This window comes from Nocardia sp. NPDC050175 (genome assembly GCF_044459885.1).
In the GTDB taxonomy this organism is placed as follows: Bacteria; Actinomycetota; Actinomycetes; order Mycobacteriales; family Mycobacteriaceae; genus Nocardia.
Map to the genome: position 1 here is coordinate 972,503 of NZ_JBITJI010000002.1, position 17,044 is coordinate 989,546.

Genomic DNA, 17,044 nt, shown 5'->3' on the forward strand with positions numbered 1-17,044 from the left:
CCCCGGTCCGCGCTACTTCGCCGGGCGCTCCGGCAGTGCGCACATCCCGCCCTCGGCCATGCCGGTCGGCCGGACGCCGAGGCCCTGGTTGAGACGCGCGCGCTGGTTTTCCCAGGCGATGGTGGCCGCCAGTTCGGCGAGTTGGGATTTCGACAGGTGGGTCAGCAAGGTGGTGCGCAGGTCTTCGAGGTCCACCGCCGGGGTGGCGGTCATCGCTTCGGCGAACGCGATGACGAGTTTTTCCAGGTCGGTGTAGGCGTCGCTGGTTCGGTAGCGCGGCAGGTCGGCGAGTTGTTGCTCGGTGAGGCCGGTGGACTGAGCCAGCGCCGAGCCGATGTCCAGGCAGAACTCGCAGTTCACCAGGCCCGCGGTCTTCAGCTCGGCCAGCTCTTTGAGCTTCGGGTCCAGTCGGTTGGCGAACAGCAGCGCGGACTCGAACATCATGGTGCTGAACAAGATCTGTGGTCGGCGTAGCAGCCAACCGGCCAGATCGGACCGGTTCCGCTTCGCCTGCCGCACTGCCTTCAGGTAGTGCCAAATCCGTGTCAAGGCTCTCATCTACCCCACCCCTCCTGAATCGGATCATTCGACTCTACATTCAAACTACGTCTTGTAGTAGAGGATTGGTCTGGGATTCTAAACCTCTTGTCCGACAAGCGACCTGACTCGCGTCCGCGGTTAGGCTCCGCGCATGGGCACTACATCGCATAATCCGGCGGACTCGCAACCACCTGCACCGGGCTTCGCGCACGCGACGTCGGCGACCGGCAGCAGGATCATTCACATTTCCGGGCAGGTCGGCACCGACGCGTCGGGTCGAGTCGTCGAGGGTGGTCTGGCCGCCCAGACCACGCAGGCCCTGATCAATGTGGGTCGCGCGCTGGAGGCGGCGGGCGGCAAGGCCGCTGACCTCGTCAGCGTCCGGTTCTATGTGGTGGATTGGGATCCATCGAAATTCGAGGCGCTCGGTGCGGCGGGTGCCGCCGCCCGCGAGTACTACGAGTTTCCCGAAACAGCGGTCACCCTCGTTGGCGTCGCCGCGTTGTTCACCCCGGAACACCTCATCGAGATCGAGGGCGTCGCGGTCGCCGACTGAGCCCGTCGACGGCGCGAAGTGGGGAGAGTCTGTAAGAATCGGGGGGTGACCGATGCCGACACGACCACCGCGGACCAGCGGGCAGGCAGCAACCTGGGCGCCCAGTTCCTGCGCTGCCACCTGCCGATGGTCGTCGTGACGCTGGTCATCGCGGTGGCGATCGTGTTCGTGGCCCAGGATCGGTGGCGCCGCGGCGCGCTGTTCTTCGGCGGCGCGACCCTGCTCGCCGCGGCGTTCCGCCTGTGCCTGCCGACCGCGCGGGTGGGCTTGCTCGCCGTGCGCAGCAAGCCCTTCGACGTCGGCGCGCTGACCCTGCTCGGCTCCGCCATCGTCTTCATCGCCGCCACCATCAACACCCTCGGCGTCGGCTAACCCACCCGGTAACCGTTGGCGCGCAAGGGGTCCGCCGCGTACTGCTCCGTGAATACCGCCCGATCGCGGGGGCGGCGACCGGGGTGCGGTGGGGTGGCGTCGCTGTAACCAACTGCGACCAGGACCGCGATGGCGAGCTCGTCGCGGTCGCCGATGCCGATGGCCTGCTTGACCAGGTCGGGGTCCCAGCCGTTCATCGGGGCCGAGGACAAGCCGAGGCTGGTGGCGGCGAGCATGACGTAGGTGGCCGCGATCATCGCGTTCTTCACGGCGTTCTCGCGCAGCAGCCCGCGTTCCCGCAGCGCGTGGAACTCGCTGCGCGAGTTGAACATCGCGGTGAACTCGGCGTTCCACGCGCCGTTGCGGCCTGCCAGTTCGGCGATATCGGCATTGCCGTCCTGCCAGGCCGTCGGATCGGCGACGAAGACCAGGACGACCGGCGCCTCCAGCGGCTGCGGCTGGCCGAACGCGGCCTTCGACAACGCCTGCCGCCCGGCTTCGCTGGTGACCACGACGATCGAGCGGTCCTGCATGTTCCACGCGCTCGGCGCCTGCACCGCAAGATCCAGCAGCTCATCGATCAGCTCCGGCGCGATGGATGCGGGCTGAAAGTGGCGAGTGGTACGGCGGGCGCGGATCGCGGCGGGCACCGAAAGTGTCTGTTGTTTCATAATTCTTACTATCGGAGAGTGGCACTCTAATAGGAAGAAGGCACTTAATTGTGCGTTACACTCGCGAAGGTGCGCACGCTCATCGATGGCTCCGATCTGCCCGCCGACATCTACTCGGCCAAATGCCCGACCCGTCATGTGCTCGACCGCCTCGCGGGTAAGTGGACGGTGCTGATCGTCGACGCCCTGGCCGACGGCACCATGCGCTACACCGATCTGTACAAGCGCATCGAAGGCATCTCGCAGAAGATGTTGACGCAGACCCTGCGCGAGCTGGAGACTGACGGATTCCTCACGCGCACCGTGCATCCCACCGTGCCGCCGCGGGTCGAATACACACTCACCGAACTCGGCCACAGCTTGCGTACACCGATTGCGGCACTGCGCGATTGGATCGAAACCAACATCAACCTGATCGAACAGGCGCGCCGCTCGGCCGCGCGCTGACGCGGGCAGGCCCTACGTCATCCGGCGCCGGGATCGCAGATTCCGCTGCGGCGGAAACCAATTCGGTGAACCGCCCGCCGCACCCCTCGATGCGGCGGGCGAGTCCCGAAACTCAGGCGGGCTCGGCGACCAGTGCCGCGCGTCCGGATCGACTGCCGTACAACGCGCGCGCCTCGGTCGGCGTGACGGTCTCCAGCCGGGTCGGCGGCTCCGCGTTGATGTGCTCCTTCAGGATCTGCCCCGCCATCGGCGCGACGAACGGCGCCGCGACAAGCAGTCCGAACGAGTTGAATCGGCTGAATCCCCAGACCAGTATCTTGGCGGGCAGCCGAACCGCGAGATCGACGATGCCCCACCGATCGAAACGTCCGAGCTTGCGCATCCACTTCGGCAGCGTCGAGACCGACGCCAGCGAAAGCAGCCTGCTCCCAATGAAATACGAGATGCCCGCGCCATTGCGCGGTGAGGTCCACAGCAGATGGTGCATGCCCTCCTCCGCCCGCTCGGAGGTGCACAGCCGAGGTCGCACCCGCTCGTAGTACGCGCGCACTTCCTCGCGCGAGCGAGGCACATCCTCCGGCTTGCAGGTCTGCAGTTCGGCCGCGATGGCGCACTCCTGCCAGAAGCGCGTCTCTTCTTCCGGTGTCAGACCGGGCCCGAACATTTCGTACGCCTTGAGCACCGAGTGCCACCCGGTGATGTGGATCCACAGCTGGGTGTCCGGGCTGTTCGCGCTGTAGCGGTTCCCGCTGATCGGTTCGATGCCGGTCATCGGCGCGTGGATCTGCGTGAGGTGCTCGGCCGCCTGGATGGCGGTGCGTCCGTCGGCGATCGCGGCGATCAGGAAGTAGGAGAAGGTGTGATCGAGGCGCTTGCGCGGGTCGCTGTAGATGCCGCGCGAGTCCGCGACGGCCGCGGTGAGGAACGGATCGAAGTGCTCGAGCACGACGGCGCGCTGGAAGCCGATGACCGCGGTCGGCGCGGTCCAGACCTTCCAGCTGGGCGAATCGGGGCCGAAGAACCCGTAGTCGTCCCGGCGCAGGGTGGTCGGATCGAAGTGCATCACGTGCTCCTTTGCGGTGATCGCCCCGGCACCGGGGGTGAATACAACGCAACCGTAGCAATTGCTGGCAATGAATACAACGGTTGCGTAGCATTTGTGTCGGACGGGATGCGGGATCGAGACCGGGATGCTGTCAGGATGGACCGCATGGAGGTGCAGCGGCAGTGACGACATCGCGTACCGCGGCGGATAAGCCGCGCAGGCGCTACGCGCCACGCCTGCCACCCGAGCAGCGCCGCGCCCAGCTGCTCGACGCCGCCTTCGCGGTGCTCAGCCGGATGGAACTGCACGAGCTGAGCATGGAGGCGGTCGCGCAGGAGGCGGGCGTCGGCAAGCCGGTGCTCTACACCGTTTTCAAGACCCGCGCGGAACTCGTTGCGGCGCTGCTGGAACGGGAACGCGAACGCGGCCTCGAACAGGTCGCCGAGACGCTGCCGACCGACCTGATGGGCGCCGACCCGGTCGTCGCCGCCTCGGCCACCGTCGAGGCGTTCGTCGGTGTGGCACTGGAGAATCCGACCCGCTGGCGCCTGATCCTCGCCGGTCCCGGCAACGCACCCGACGAATACCGTGAGGCACTGCGCAATTCCCGCGCCGACATCTTCGACCAGGCCGAAGCCCTGGTCCGCATCGGCACCGCACTCGAACCCCGTTGGGCCGGAGTAGATTCCGGCCTTCTCGCCAACTCGCTGCTACAGGTAGCCGAAATGCTCGGCCGCCTAGCCGTCAGCGAGCCCGACGAATACCCCCGCGAACGCCTCCAAGGATTCGTCCACGCCATCGTCCAACTACTAGTCGGCGCACCCACCACCGACTAGCCGCGCGCACCAATTCGCATCATGCGCGCAAATTCGCCCGATGCGCGCAAATTCGCCAGCTGTTTCCATCGCACCGCGCGAATCGGTGCGCGGCAGCCAAACCAGTGCGCGCCGCACCCGCCGACCGGCCGCGCGCACCAATTCCCATGGTGCGCATGAAATCGCGCGATGCGCGCGAAATTGCCGACTGTTTCAGGCGCAGCGCGCCAATCGGTGCGCGGCACGCGAATCTCAGCGCGGCGAAAGGCGCTGCGTTCGAGTGGATTCAGCGGGTGGGTTGACGGCTCTGCTGAGCCAGCCGCATGGTTTCGGTCAGCAGCTTGGACACGGCCGCGGCTTCGGTGAGGAAGCCGTCGTGTCCGTCGCGCGAGTGCACGACCTCCAGGCCGTCGCAGCCCGGCAATCCCTCGGCCAGTTCCTGCTGCGTGCGCAGCGGGTACAGCCGATCGGAGTCGACGCCGCCGACCACGCACGGCACCGGCGTCGCGGCCAGCGCCGCTCGCACGCCGCCGCGGCCGCGGCCGATGTCGTGCCGGTTCATCGCCTCGGTCAGCAGCACGTAGGTGCCGGGATCGAAACGCCCGCAAAGCTTGTCGGCCTGGTGGTCGAGGTAGCTCTGCACCGCGTACCGGCCGCCGCGCCACGGATCCTCGGCGCCCTGCGCGCCGTTCTCGAACCGGTGGTCCAGCTCGTCCTCGGTGCGATAGGTCAGGTGCGCGATGCGCCGGGCGATGCCCATGCCGGCCATCGGCGCGCGGTCGGTGTCGTGATAATCGCCGCCCTGCCAGTCCGGATCGGCCTTGATCGCCGCGATCTGGGTGGTCTGCGTGCCGATCTGGTCCGCGGTGGCGCGGGCACCGACGGCCAGCACCAGCGCGGAGCCGACCCGATCCGGCGCGCCGACCATCCACTCGAGTACCCGCATACCGCCCATCGACCCGCCGACCACGGCGGCCAGCCGCTCGATGCCGAGCAGGTCGATCAGCGCCGCCTCGGCGGCCACCTGGTCGCGGATGGAGATCTCCGGAAACCGTGCGCCCCAAGGCTTTCCGTCGGGCGCCAGGGTCGAGGGCCCGGTGCTGCCCTGGCAGCCGCCGAGCACGTTCGTCGCGATCACGCACCACTGGTCGGTGTCGAGCGGACAGCCCGGCCCGACCATCCCGTCCCACCAGCCGGGCAGCTGATGAATGTCGTCCGGATGCCCGACCACGTGCGAGTCGCCGGTCAGCGCGTGCTCGACCAGCACCACGTTGTCCAGCGTGGGCGAGAGCTCGCCCCACCGCTGCACCGCGAGATGCACCTGCGGAATGACCGCACCGCTCTCCAGCCGCACGTCCCCGATGGCGATGATGCCGAGCCGCCCGTCCGGGGGTGGCAGGGCCACCCCGGACGAACGGGCGAAACTCGGTTCGGTACTCAAGGTCACGTCGCCGCCGCCGCGAAACCGGCCCGCAGGTCGCTCAGGATGTCCTCGATTCCCTCGATCCCCACCGCCAAGCGGACCAGGCCCGGAGTGACGCCTGCGAGCAGTTGCTCGTCGGGCGTCAGCTGCGAATGTGTGGTCGACGCGGGGTGAATCACGAGAGAGCGCACATCTCCGATGTTAGCCACATGGCTGTGCAGGGCTAATCCGTCCACGAACTTCTTGCCCGCATCGACACCACCGCGCAGCTCGAAGGAGACGATCGCGCCGGGCCCCTTCGGCGCCAGCTGCTGCGCGCGCTCGTACCACGGCGAGTCCGGCAGGCCCGCGTAGATGACCTTCGTGACGTCCGGCTGCTCGGTCAGGAATTCGGCCACCGCCTTGGCGTTGGCGACATGCCGCTCGACCCGCAGGCTCAGCGTCTCGATGCCCTGGCTGATCAGGAACGCGTTGAACGGCGAGATGGCCGAGCCCAAGTCGCGCAGCAGCTGCACGCGCGCCTTGAGCGCGAAGGCGGGCGCGCCGAGATCGGCGAACACCGCGCCGTGGTAGCTGGGGTCCGGGGTGGTGAAGCCGGGGAAGCGCGGCTGTCCCTGCGCGTCGGTCACCGTCCAGTCGAAGTTGCCGCCGTCGACGATCACGCCGGCCACCGCCGAGCCGTGCCCGCCGAGGTATTTGGTCGCCGAGTGCACGACGATGTCGGCACCGTGCGCCAGCGGCTGGATCAGATACGGGGTGGCCACCGTGTTGTCCACGATCAGCGGCAGCCCGGCCTCGTGCGCGATGGCGGAGATACCGGGAAGGTCGAAGATGGCGCTACTCGGGTTGGCGATGGTCTCGCCGTAGAACGCCTTGGTGTTCGGCCGGATCGCGGCGCGCCACTGGTCCAGGTCGTCGGGATCGTCGACGAAGGACACCTCGATGCCGAGCTTGGGCAGCGAGTAGTGGAAGAGGTTGTAGGTGCCGCCGTAGAGGTGCGGGCTGGACACGATGTGGTCGCCCGAGGACGCCAGGTTCAGGATCGCGAACGTCTCCGCGGCCTGGCCGGAGGCCAGCAGCAGTGCGGCGACACCGCCTTCGAGCGCGGCGACGCGCTGCTCGACGACGTCCTGGGTGGGGTTCATGATCCGGGTGTAGATGTTGCCCGGCTCGGCGAGCCCGAACAGCGCGGCGGCGTGATCGGTGTCGCGGAAGACGTACGAGGTGGTCTGGTAGATGGGCAGGGCCCGGGCACCGGTGGTGCTGTCCGGTGCCTGTCCCGCGTGCACCTGCTTGGTCTCGAAGGACCACTGCGCGGTGGGATCGACCTCAGCCGCGGGCACGGTGGAATCACTCATGAGCTTTGCTCCAAAGGAAAAGGTTGTTCGCCAGAACTACGGGGGTTATCGGGATTTGGGCGAAGGACAACAACACATTTCGGGAACCTCCTGAAAGCGCGCTTGCTCTCGACCTTCGAGAGCCCGGTCATCACCCGGAGCACCCCACCGCTGCTGGAGGGTTGCCGTCCAGCAAGCCGGGGCTTCGCGCTGGCACTCATGACCTGAGGGCATCATAACCGGACGCCGCGCGACGGTTGAAACCTATCCGCGAACTCAGCCGGAAGTGCTGGTCCGCGCGCCGCCGCAGACTCGAACGAACTCATCGAAGGCCGCGCAGAACGACTTCCGGCCTGCCGTCGCGGCGTCGTGCAGATCGTCGTAGTCGAACATGCTCTCACCGCACTCCATGGCGAGGTGGTTGATGAGCTGCCAGGAGCCGAGGATCAGCCGCACCGGGAGCGCGCACGGCGTGGTGGCGAGTCGCTCGGCGACCACCGCGGCGATCGCGATGTTCTTGTTGTCGGCGTGCTCGATGCTGCGCGCGCTGACCGCGGGACTGCTGCGCACGATCCGCTGCATCTGCTGGAATTGCCGGAACGAGATCGGCCCGCCGCCTGGTTCGCTGACGGCTCGGTCGATCACCCGCAGGAATGCCGTGCGCAGCGATTCCAGTTCGTTGTCGGTGACCGGAAGTTGGCGCAGCGCCTCCGCCACCGCCTGGCCGAAGTCCTGCACCGGCCCGAGGACGATGTCCTCTTTGCTGTCGAAGTACCGGTTGATCGTGCGCGGCGAGATGTCCGCGGCGTTGGCGATCTGCTCGACCGTCGTCGCGTCGAAACCCTGTGTGTCGCACAGGGTCAGCCCGACCTCGATGATCCGCAATCGGGTCTGCTGCTTCTTGCGCTCGCGCAGGCCGGGATGTGCGGTCGGCGCGGCGCTCGCAGGGGTGTGCGCTGCGGCACTCGCGCTCGTCGGCGTCGGTGACTCGAGCATGTTCCCACCTTATCGCAACCCAGTGTTTTCGTGTCCGTAACCGTCAAATGTCGCAGCACGACATTTTTCTCTTGACGCCAAATGTCGTCTGATGACAGGATAGCCAAGCACTTCCTACGAAGAGGAGACGACGGTGACCGAGACTGCGACAGCAGTAGAAGTTCCGGTAAAACAAGGCAGCTCGGCCCGCTGGTTCGCCCTGGGCGTGATCGCATTGGCCCAGCTCATGGTGGTTCTGGACGCCACCATCGTGACCATCTCACTGCCCTTCGCCCAGGCTGATCTCGGCATCAGCGACGGCAACAAGCAGTGGATGCTGACCGCTTACACGCTGATCTTCGGCGGCCTGCTGCTGCTCGGTGGTCGGCTGGCCGACTACCTGGGCCGACGCCGGATGTTCATCATCGGCCTGGTCGGCTTCGCCGCCGCGTCGGCACTTGCCGGTCTCGCGCAGAACGGCGCGGAGATGTTCGCCGGGCGCGCGTTGCAGGGCGCGTTCGCGGCCTTGCTCGCACCCGCGGCGTTGTCGCTGCTGTCGGTGACCTTCACCGAGGCGCGCGAGCGGGCCACCGCGTTCGGCGTGTTCGCCGGTATCTCCGCCGGTGGCGCCGCGCTCGGCCTGATCGCCGGTGGCGCGCTCACCGAGTACGCCTCGTGGCGCTGGTGCCTGCTGGTGAACACCCCGATCGCATTGCTCGCCCTGGTCGGCGCGCTGGCGTGGGTGGTCAAGGACGTGCCGACGCCGCGGACCGGCGGCTACGACGTGCCAGGCGCGGTCACCGTGACGCTCGGCCTGATCTCGATCGTGTACGGCTTCAGCCGGGCCGCCGAGGACGGCTGGCTGTCCGGCAGCACCCTCGGCCTGCTCATCGCCGGGGCCGCGCTGCTGATCGCCTTCGTCGTGATCGAACGGCGCTCGGCCAATCCGCTACTGCCGCTGCATATTCCGGGTGAGATCAACCGCGGTGGCGCGTTCCTCGCCGCGCTGCTTGTTCCGATCGCCATGTTCGCGATGTTCCTGTTCCTCAGCTACTACTTCCAGATCACCCTGGGCTACTCGTCGCTGAAGGCCGGTTTCGCGTTCCTGCCGTTCCCGGCAGGCATCGCGATCTCCGCGGGTGTCACCAGTGCGCTGCTGCCGAAGCTCGGCCCGCGTCCGCTGATGGTGGTCGGTGCGGTGCTCGGTGTGCTCGGCCTGCTGTGGCTGGCCCAGCTCGGCTTCGGCGACAGCTACGCGTCGAGCGTGCTGCCCGCACAGGTGCTGATCGCGCTCGGCATGGGGCCGCTGTTCGTCGGCATGCAGACCGTCGCGCTGCATCAGGTCGAGGAGGCGGATTCCGGCGTGGCCAGTGCGCTGCTCAACGCGGCGCAGCAGGTCGGCGGCGCGGTCGGCACGGCGCTGCTGACGACCATCTCGGTGCAGACGGCCAAGTCCTATGCGGAGAGTCACGCCACGATCGACAACCTGATCGACCGCGCCTCGATCCACAGCTACGACGTGGCGTTCTACGTCGGCGCCGGATTCTTCCTTGCCGCCGTTCCGGTGATCGCGTTCATGATCAGGGACCGGCCGGAGAACCTCATCGAGGGTTCCGAGGACGGGGCGCGCCCGGTCCACGTCGGCGTCTGAATTTCGCAGTAATACCCCTCGGTCCGCGTATCGCCAGTTCGGCGCTGCGCGGACCGCGGTCGTTGGGCGGGGCGACCTGGGAATTGCGGAATGACCTACCAGTCAGTAAGTTCGTGGGGTTTCTCACTCGGGGGGCTGCCCGCACACCACGATCATCGGCAGCAGTACGCTTGTCTTGTTTGCACCACACGTCTCGCGGACAACGCGGGGCATATACGTTGTCTGTTGGAACAGCTGGGGTCCGCTCACAAGCGTGTTCACCTGGCCGTGCAATGAGGGCACCATCCTAGGAGGACACGAAGATCCATGTCCAAAATCAAGGTTGAAGGTACCGTCGTCGAACTCGACGGCGACGAGATGACCCGGATCATCTGGCAGTTCATCAAGGACAAGCTGATCCACCCGTATCTCGATGTGAATCTCGAGTACTACGACCTGGGCATCGAGTACCGGGATAAGACGGACGACCAGGTCACCGTCGACGCGGCAGAGGCGATCAAGCGCCACGGCGTCGGCGTCAAGTGCGCCACCATCACGCCGGACGAGGCGCGCGTCGAGGAATTCGGCCTGAAGAAGATGTGGCGGTCGCCCAACGGCACCATCCGCAACATCCTCGGCGGCACCATTTTCCGTGCGCCGATCATCATCTCCAACGTGCCGCGCCTGGTGCCCGGCTGGACCAAGCCGATCATCATCGGCCGTCACGCGTTCGGCGACCAGTACCGCGCCACCGATTTCAAGGTGTATCAGGCCGGTTCGGTCACCATCACCTTCACGCCGGAGGACGGCAGCGAGCCGATCCAGCACGAGGTCGTGAAGATGCCCGAGGACGGCGGCGTCGTCATGGGCATGTACAACTTCAAGGCGTCGATCATCGATTTCGCGCGGGCCTCGTTCAACTACGGCCTGCAGCAGAACTACCCGGTGTATCTCTCCACGAAGAACACCATCCTCAAGGCGTACGACGGCATGTTCAAGGACACGTTCCAGGACGTGTTCGATGCCGAGTTCAAGACCCAGTTCGACGCGGCGGGCCTGACCTACGAGCACCGCCTGATCGACGACATGGTCGCCTCCTCCATGAAGTGGGAGGGCGGTTACGTCTGGGCCTGTAAGAACTACGACGGTGACGTGCAGTCCGACACCGTGGCGCAGGGCTTCGGCTCGCTCGGCCTGATGACGTCGGTGCTGCTGACCCCGGACGGCAAGACCTGTGAGGCGGAGGCCGCGCACGGCACCGTCACCCGGCACTACCGCCAGCACCAGCAGGGCAAGCCGACCTCCACCAACCCGATCGCGTCGATCTTCGCCTGGACGCGCGGGCTCGAGCACCGCGGCAAGCTCGATAACACCCCCGAGGTGATCGGCTTCGCGCAGACCCTCGAGGATGTCGTCATCAAGACCGTCGAAGGCGGTCAGATGACCAAGGACCTCGCGTCGCTGGTCGGTGGCGACCAGGGTTACCTGAGCACCGAGGAATTCCTCGGCGCGCTCGACGCCAACCTGGCCCGCGCTCTCCGCTGACCAGGTAATACCCGGCGCTGGAAGCGAATCCGGCGCCGGGTGATGAACCTTACGGGCACCCGCACCACACGGTGGTACGGGTGCCCGGACTGTTTTCCGGGGACGGATAGGTTCGTCGAGTAGTTGAATGGCTCGACGCCGGAAGCGAATCCGAGGCGGGATGACGCTGACCACATCGGGTCGCCCGGCTGCCCGGGCTGCTTCGGGTACGAGGTTGTTTCCGAATGGAATTTGCCAGGTGGTGGGGCGAGGCGTGTCCCTATTGCGCGTTTTTACATGCTGACCTGCACGTTTTCTTGTTTGTTAGCGTGTCTCAACTCACGTTTACTTGGGAAGCGAAACCGCCTGTTGAGGCGTTTCATGGATACGTGACCACACCCCTCGCCTCCCAGGCCCCCGCACGCCCCGAGCCTGCGCGGACGACTTGGCATATGCCTGCCATGCTCGCGCTGGCGCTCGGCGGGTTCGGTATCGGCACAACAGAATTCGTCACCATGGGTTTGCTGCCGGATATCGCGCGCGCCATGGGTGTTTCCGAGCCGACCGCGGGGCACGCGGTGTCGGCGTACGCGCTCGGCGTGGTGATCGGCGCGCCGCTGATCGCCGCCCTGTGCGCGCGGGTTTCCCGCAAGAAGTTGCTCATCGCGTTGATGGCGGCGTTCACGCTGGGCAATGTGGCGACCGTGGTCGCGCCGACCTTCCACACCCTGGTGCTCGCCCGGTTCGTCTCCGGCCTGCCGCACGGCGCGTACTTCGGCGTCGCGTCGCTCGCCGCCGCCACGCTGGCCCCGGTGGGGCAGCGCGCAAAAGCGGTTGCCGCGGTTATGCTCGGGTTGAGCGCCGCCAATGTTGTCGGCGTTCCCGCAGCCACCTGGCTCGGCCAGCATCTCGGCTGGCGCGACGCCTACGTGGTGGTCGCGGTGATCGGGCTGGCGACGGTAGCCGCCCTGATCAGGTACGTGCCGGAGCTCACCGGCATCACGATGACCAACCCGATGACCGAACTCGGCGCGCTGCGCCGTCCCCAGGTGCTGCTGACCCTGCTGGTCGGCGCGATCGGCTTCGGCGGCATGTTCGCCGTCTACACCTACATCACCACCACTCTCACCAGCGTCGCCGGTATGTCGGCCGGGCTGGTGCCTATCGTGCTGATGCTGTTCGGTGTCGGCATGGTGGTCGGCAACATCGTCGGCGGCGTGCTCGCCGATAAGGGTGTCGATCGGGCGATCTACGCCTCGATGATCGGCATGGCCGTCATTCTCGCCGTATTCGTTGCGGCGGCGCACAATCCGTACACCGCCGCGATCGGCGCGTTTCTGGTCGGTGCGACCGGCGCGTCGCTGGCGCCCGGACTGCAGACCCGGCTGATGGACGTGGCGCACGAGGCGCAGACCCTCGCCGCCGCGTTGAACCACGCCGCACTGAACATCGCCAATGCCGCCGGCGCATGGCTCGGCGGCGCCGTGATCGCGGCCGGGCTCGGCTACACCGCGCCCGCCATGGTCGGGGCCGGCCTCGCCGTGGTCGGTGTGCTGCTGTTCGCGATCACCATCTACGCGGCCCGTCGCGACGCTCGCCTGGTCGCGGCGGCGGCGCTGGTGGCCTGACGCCGCCCTTCATCTGAACATACAGAGCTGTATGTAAGTGTAGAATCGCCGGATGGCCAGGATCGAAGTCGCGAAACCGCAGCGCCGCACCCAGGAGCAACGCAGCACCGAGATGCGCACCCGGCTGCTCGACGCGACCATCGACTGTCTGGTCGAGTACGGCTACGCGGGCACCACCACGCCGCGGGTCGCCGAACGCGCCGGGGTCACCCGCGGCGCGCAGGTGCACCACTTCGGTTCCAAGACCGACCTGGTGGTCGCCGCGATCAGTCACCTGGCGCAACTGCGCGCCGAGACCGCGATGCGGGAGATGGCCAAGGTCGAGCGCGGCGATGATCCGGTCGCCGCCGCGCTGGAATTCCTGTGGGAACTGCACCAGGGCCCGCTGTTCATCGCGACCGTCGAACTGTGGGTGGCAGGCCGCACCGATCCGGTGCTGGCCGCCGCGATGGAGAAGGTGGAGCCGTTCGTCAACAACGCCGTCCTGATGGCGGTGGCTCGCTTCGTCCCGGACGAGATCCGGCGCAAAGAGGCCCGTGACTTCATCTACACCGCGATGGACGCCCTGCGCGGCATCCTCGTCTCCAACTTCGTCGACCCCGATAACGAACGCGCCCAACGCCGTTGGCGTCGCGCGACCGCTCATCTGCGCAACATCGCCGAAGCCGCACTCGCCGACGTCCGCGCGGCCGACTGACCGACCGGCGGGACATGGGGGTGCCCATGTCCCGCTCGAGGTCAGTGCTGCTGGGGGAGCAGGTGCTGACCGTCCTTGTCGGTGGAGAGGGCGAGTGAGCTGATGTACTGGATTTCGCCTTCGGGACCGGGGATGGCCGAGGCGATCATGTCGGGGCGTTCGAATTCCAGTCCGGTCACGTGGCAGGTCAGCGTCTCGCCGGACGGGTTGCCGTGCTCGTCGAACATCGGCAGGTCGATGCCGTCGTCGCTGCGCCGCAGGTAGTACTTGCCCTTGGTGGCGATCGCGGTGAGGGGGGTGGCGACGAACGCGACCACCAGCGCGACGATGGGGGAGTACGGCTTCAGCAGGTCACCGAAGACGCCGAAGAACGTCATGATCGACAGCACCGCCGAGAGGCCGAACCCGACCAGGCCGACGGGGTTGAAGTCGTAGAGCATGCCGCGGCGGAACTCCGGCTGCTTCGGCGAGATCTTCAGCAGATACTTGTTGACCGCGATATCCGTTGCGACGGTGACGATCCAGGCGATGCCGCAGTTGGCGTAGAAGCCGAGGATGTTGTTGAGGAAGTCGAACATGTTGGCTTCCATCAGGATCAGCGCGATCACCAGGTTCACCGCGAGGAAGATCAGCCGGCCTGGGTAGGACTTGGTGACCCGGGTGTAGGAGTTGGTCCAGGCCAGCGACCCCGAATACGCGTTGGTGACATTGATTTTGATCTGACTGATCACCACGAGCACCACGGCCAGCGTCATGGCCAGCCAGCTGGGCACCATGTCGCGGTAGATCTCCAGGAACTGGTGCACCGGCTGGTTCGCGATGCCCTGCGCGGCAGGCAGATTCGCGATCAGATACACCGCGAGGAACAGCCCGACCACCTGCTTGAGCGCGCCGAAGACCACCCAGCCCGGTCCGGCCAGCAGCATCCAGCCCCACCACTTGCGCGCGTTCTCCGGCGTGCGCGGCGGCATGAAGCGCAGGTAGTCGATCTGCTCGGCGATTTGCGCGATCAACGAAAGACACACGCCAGCGGCGAGCAGCGTGCCGGAAAGGCTTACTCCGGAACCATTTTCGCCGCCGTAGGCGAAGAACGACGACACCGAATCCGGATGGCGCACCAGTAGGAAGCCGAACGGCAGCACCATCAGCAACAGCCACAGCGGAGTCGTCCAGACCTGCAGTTTGGCCAGCGTGTTCATGCCGTAGATGACCAGCGGGAAGATGAGGAGAGTCGAGGCCAGGTAGCCGAGCCAAAGCGGTACGCCAAGACCGAGTTCCAGCCCCTGGGCCATGATCGACCCTTCCAGCGCGAAGAAAATGAAGGTGAACGACGCGAATACGACGTTGGTGAGCACCGAGCCGTAATAACCGAATCCGCTACCGCGCGTGATCAAGTCGAGATCGAGGTTGTAGCGCGCCGCGTAATAGGCGAGCGGAAATCCGGTCACCATGATGACGATCGCGAAGAAGCCGATGCCGAGCAGCGCGTTCCCGGTGCCGTGCGCGATGCCGATATTCGCGCCGATGGCGAAGTCGGCCAGGTAGGCGATGCCGCCGAGGGCGGAGATCCCGACCACGGCCGGACTCCATTTCCGGTAGCTCCGTGGCGCGAACCGCAGCGTGTAGTCCTCGAGAGTCTCTTTCGCTGAGCGCAGCGAAGCGGAATCATCGAGCTCTAGCGCCGCGGCGATCCCGTCGGAATTCGACGATCGGGTATCGAGCTCGACCACGTTTACTCCTCATCCCCGCACCGATAACTGCAACCATTCGACGGTCGTACACGGTTGTGGACGGGGAATTTCCGAACGATTACGCGGCTGTTACGGCATCCGAGGCGGTGAGCCACGTCACAGCAACGGATTCGCCGCTGCGGCCCGCCCCGGCAACCTGCTGCGTACCAGCAGGTACTGGCGATACATACACCTCCGGCTGTATGTCTCCGGCTGAGTGCTACCACCTGGCTATTCGATATCCGCAACCTGCGGTAACGGTGACAACCTTGCGTACTTACATACATCTCTGTATGTTTGTTTTCAGCTGGATCCGGACGGATCGGCCCACCGCTGCCCGCATGCGAGCAGCACCCGGCGGGGCGCCGGGGACAGGCACAACCTGAGGAGTTCGATGGCGAACAAGGCCCACCCGTCACCCGACCACCACCCCTCATCGACTCGCGTCGCGAGGCGGGTATATGTCGTCGGCGTCGGCATGACGAAGTTCGAAAAGCCGGGCCGCCGCAAGAACGAAGACGGCACCGATTGGGATTACCCGGATATGGCGCGGGAGTCCGGGACCAAGGCGCTCGCCGACGCCGGCATCGCCTACGACCTGGTCGAGCAGGCCTATGTCGGCTACGTCTACGGCGAATCCACCTCCGGCCAGCGCGCGGTCTACGAGCTCGGCATGACCGGCATCCCGGTGGTCAACGTCAACAACAACTGTTCCACCGGCTCGACCGCGCTTTACCTTGCGGCACAGTCGATTCGGGGCGGCCTCGCCGAATGCACGCTGGCGCTCGGCTTCGAGAAGATGCAGCCGGGCTCGCTCGGCTCCACCTGGGACGACCGCGAGCAGCCGATGGCCAGGCACATCATGGCGCTCGCCGAGATCTCCGAGGTGCTGTTCCCGGTGGCGCCGTGGATGTTCGGCGCGGCCGGCCGCGAGCACATGAAGCAGTACGGCACCACCGCCGAACACTTCGCCAAGATCGGCTACAAGAACCACAAGCACTCGGTGAACAACCCGTATTCGCAGTTCCAGGACGAGTATTCGATGGACGACATCCTCGGCTCGCGGATGATCTACGACCCGCTCACCAAGCTGCAGTGCTCGCCGACCTCCGACGGCTCCGGCGCGGTCATCCTGGCCAGCGAGGCGTTCGTGGACAAGCACAACCTGGCCGCGCAGGCGGTGGAGATCGTCGGCCAGGCCATGACCACCGACTACAAGTCGACCTTCGACGAGACCGCCAAGAACCTCGTCGGCTACGACATGACCGTGCAGGCGGCGCGCAAGGTCTACGAGCAGGCCGGGCTCGGCGCCGAGGACTTCCAGGTCATCGAGCTGCACGACTGCTTCTCGGCGAACGAGCTGCTGACCTACGAGGCGCTCGGCCTGTGTGGCGAGGGCGAGGCCGGAAAGCTGATCGACGACAACCTGACCACCTACGGCGGCAAGTGGGTGGTGAACCCCTCCGGCGGCCTGATCTCCAAGGGGCATCCGCTCGGCGCAACGGGTCTGGCGCAGTGCTCCGAGCTCACCTGGCAGCTGCGCGGCACCGCCGACAAGCGTCAGGTCGACAACGTCACCGCCTGCCTGCAGCACAACATCGGCCTCGGCGGTGCCGCGGTCGTGACCGCCTACCGGCGCGCCGAGCGCTGAACT

16 protein-coding genes and 1 riboswitch are annotated in these 17,044 nt (G+C 66.4%); of the genes, 9 read left to right on the forward strand and 7 right to left on the reverse strand.

Annotated elements, in window-relative coordinates:
• Positions 1–12 precede the first annotated feature (12 nt).
• Positions 13–558 carry a carboxymuconolactone decarboxylase family protein gene (locus ACIBK2_RS09825; RefSeq protein ID WP_396965491.1) on the reverse strand — a complete coding sequence of 182 codons (546 nt, stop codon included), beginning with the start codon at positions 556–558 and terminating at the stop codon, positions 13–15.
• 133 nt (positions 559–691) lie between these two features.
• Between ACIBK2_RS09825 and ACIBK2_RS09830 the strand changes: the two genes are divergently transcribed.
• Together ACIBK2_RS09830 and ACIBK2_RS09835 are read left to right on the forward strand one after the other, a co-directional pair.
• Positions 692–1,096 carry a RidA family protein gene (locus ACIBK2_RS09830; RefSeq protein ID WP_396965493.1) on the forward strand — a complete coding sequence of 135 codons (405 nt, stop codon included), beginning with the start codon at positions 692–694 and terminating at the stop codon, positions 1,094–1,096.
• A gap of 126 nt (positions 1,097–1,222) precedes the next feature.
• Positions 1,223–1,468 carry a DUF3017 domain-containing protein gene (locus ACIBK2_RS09835; RefSeq protein ID WP_223885296.1) on the forward strand — a complete coding sequence of 82 codons (246 nt, stop codon included), beginning with the start codon at positions 1,223–1,225 and terminating at the stop codon, positions 1,466–1,468.
• On the opposite strand, the gene ACIBK2_RS09840 is transcribed toward ACIBK2_RS09835, so the two are convergent.
• Entirely contained in the window at positions 1,465–2,139 is a 675-nt protein-coding gene (locus tag ACIBK2_RS09840; protein WP_396965495.1) for a nitroreductase family protein, read from the reverse strand. The genes ACIBK2_RS09835 and ACIBK2_RS09840 overlap by 4 nt on opposite strands.
• 69 nt (positions 2,140–2,208) lie before the next feature.
• Between ACIBK2_RS09840 and ACIBK2_RS09845 the strand changes: the two genes are divergently transcribed.
• A complete protein-coding gene (locus ACIBK2_RS09845; protein WP_396965497.1) occupies positions 2,209–2,586 on the forward strand; it encodes a winged helix-turn-helix transcriptional regulator in 378 nt (125 codons plus the stop codon).
• Positions 2,587–2,698: 112 nt separating this feature from the next.
• Here the strand turns inward: ACIBK2_RS09845 and ACIBK2_RS09850 are convergent, their stop codons facing one another.
• Positions 2,699–3,649, reverse strand: a complete 951-nt coding sequence (locus ACIBK2_RS09850; RefSeq protein ID WP_396965499.1) for an oxygenase MpaB family protein — start codon at positions 3,647–3,649, stop codon at positions 2,699–2,701.
• Positions 3,650–3,813: 164 nt separating this feature from the next.
• Here ACIBK2_RS09850 and ACIBK2_RS09855 point away from each other — a divergent pair, with 164 nt between their 5' ends.
• A complete protein-coding gene (locus tag ACIBK2_RS09855; RefSeq protein WP_396965501.1) occupies positions 3,814–4,467 on the forward strand; it encodes a TetR/AcrR family transcriptional regulator in 654 nt (217 codons plus the stop codon).
• Positions 4,468–4,732: 265 nt separating this feature from the next.
• Here ACIBK2_RS09855 and ACIBK2_RS09860 read toward each other — a convergent pair whose 3' ends face one another.
• The 3 genes from ACIBK2_RS09860 to ACIBK2_RS09870 all read right to left on the reverse strand — a co-directional run bounded on the left by ACIBK2_RS09860 (position 4,733) and on the right by ACIBK2_RS09870 (position 8,202).
• On the reverse strand, positions 4,733–5,893 hold the full coding sequence (locus ACIBK2_RS09860; RefSeq protein ID WP_396965503.1) for a homoserine O-acetyltransferase: 1,161 nt from the start codon (positions 5,891–5,893) through the stop codon (positions 4,733–4,735).
• Complete coding sequence (locus ACIBK2_RS09865; protein ID WP_396965505.1) at positions 5,890–7,227, reverse strand: bifunctional o-acetylhomoserine/o-acetylserine sulfhydrylase; 1,338 nt, start codon at positions 7,225–7,227, stop codon at positions 5,890–5,892. Before ACIBK2_RS09865 ends, ACIBK2_RS09860 begins: the two co-directional genes overlap by 4 nt.
• 93 nt (positions 7,228–7,320) lie before the next feature.
• Positions 7,321–7,431: riboswitch (SAM riboswitch) on the reverse strand.
• Between the two features lie 51 nt (positions 7,432–7,482).
• Entirely contained in the window at positions 7,483–8,202 is a 720-nt protein-coding gene (locus ACIBK2_RS09870; RefSeq protein ID WP_396965507.1) for a TetR/AcrR family transcriptional regulator, read from the reverse strand.
• A gap of 133 nt (positions 8,203–8,335) precedes the next feature.
• Between ACIBK2_RS09870 and ACIBK2_RS09875 the strand changes: the two genes are divergently transcribed.
• The 4 genes from ACIBK2_RS09875 (at position 8,336) to ACIBK2_RS09890 (ending at position 13,660) form a co-directional block, all read left to right on the forward strand.
• Positions 8,336–9,832, forward strand: coding sequence for an MFS transporter (locus ACIBK2_RS09875; protein WP_396965509.1), 1,497 nt, complete (start codon positions 8,336–8,338; stop codon positions 9,830–9,832).
• A gap of 306 nt (positions 9,833–10,138) precedes the next feature.
• Entirely contained in the window at positions 10,139–11,356 is a 1,218-nt protein-coding gene (locus tag ACIBK2_RS09880) for an NADP-dependent isocitrate dehydrogenase (RefSeq protein WP_379286579.1), read from the forward strand.
• A 440-nt stretch (positions 11,357–11,796) separates the two neighbouring features.
• The gene (locus ACIBK2_RS09885) at positions 11,797–12,963 is read left to right on the forward strand and encodes an MFS transporter (RefSeq protein ID WP_396965907.1); all 1,167 of its coding nucleotides are present in this window, start codon (positions 11,797–11,799) and stop codon (positions 12,961–12,963) included.
• Positions 12,964–13,015: 52 nt separating this feature from the next.
• Positions 13,016–13,660 (forward strand): TetR/AcrR family transcriptional regulator, encoded by a 645-nt coding sequence (locus tag ACIBK2_RS09890; RefSeq protein ID WP_396965511.1) that lies wholly within the window; start codon positions 13,016–13,018, stop codon positions 13,658–13,660.
• A gap of 41 nt (positions 13,661–13,701) precedes the next feature.
• Here the strand turns inward: ACIBK2_RS09890 and ACIBK2_RS09895 are convergent, their stop codons facing one another.
• On the reverse strand, positions 13,702–15,351 hold the full coding sequence (locus ACIBK2_RS09895) for a purine-cytosine permease family protein (RefSeq protein WP_396965909.1): 1,650 nt from the start codon (positions 15,349–15,351) through the stop codon (positions 13,702–13,704).
• Between the two features lie 433 nt (positions 15,352–15,784).
• Here ACIBK2_RS09895 and ACIBK2_RS09900 point away from each other — a divergent pair, with 433 nt between their 5' ends.
• Positions 15,785–17,041 carry a lipid-transfer protein gene (locus tag ACIBK2_RS09900; protein ID WP_396965513.1) on the forward strand — a complete coding sequence of 419 codons (1,257 nt, stop codon included), beginning with the start codon at positions 15,785–15,787 and terminating at the stop codon, positions 17,039–17,041.
• The last annotated feature ends 3 nt before the right edge of the window (positions 17,042–17,044 follow it).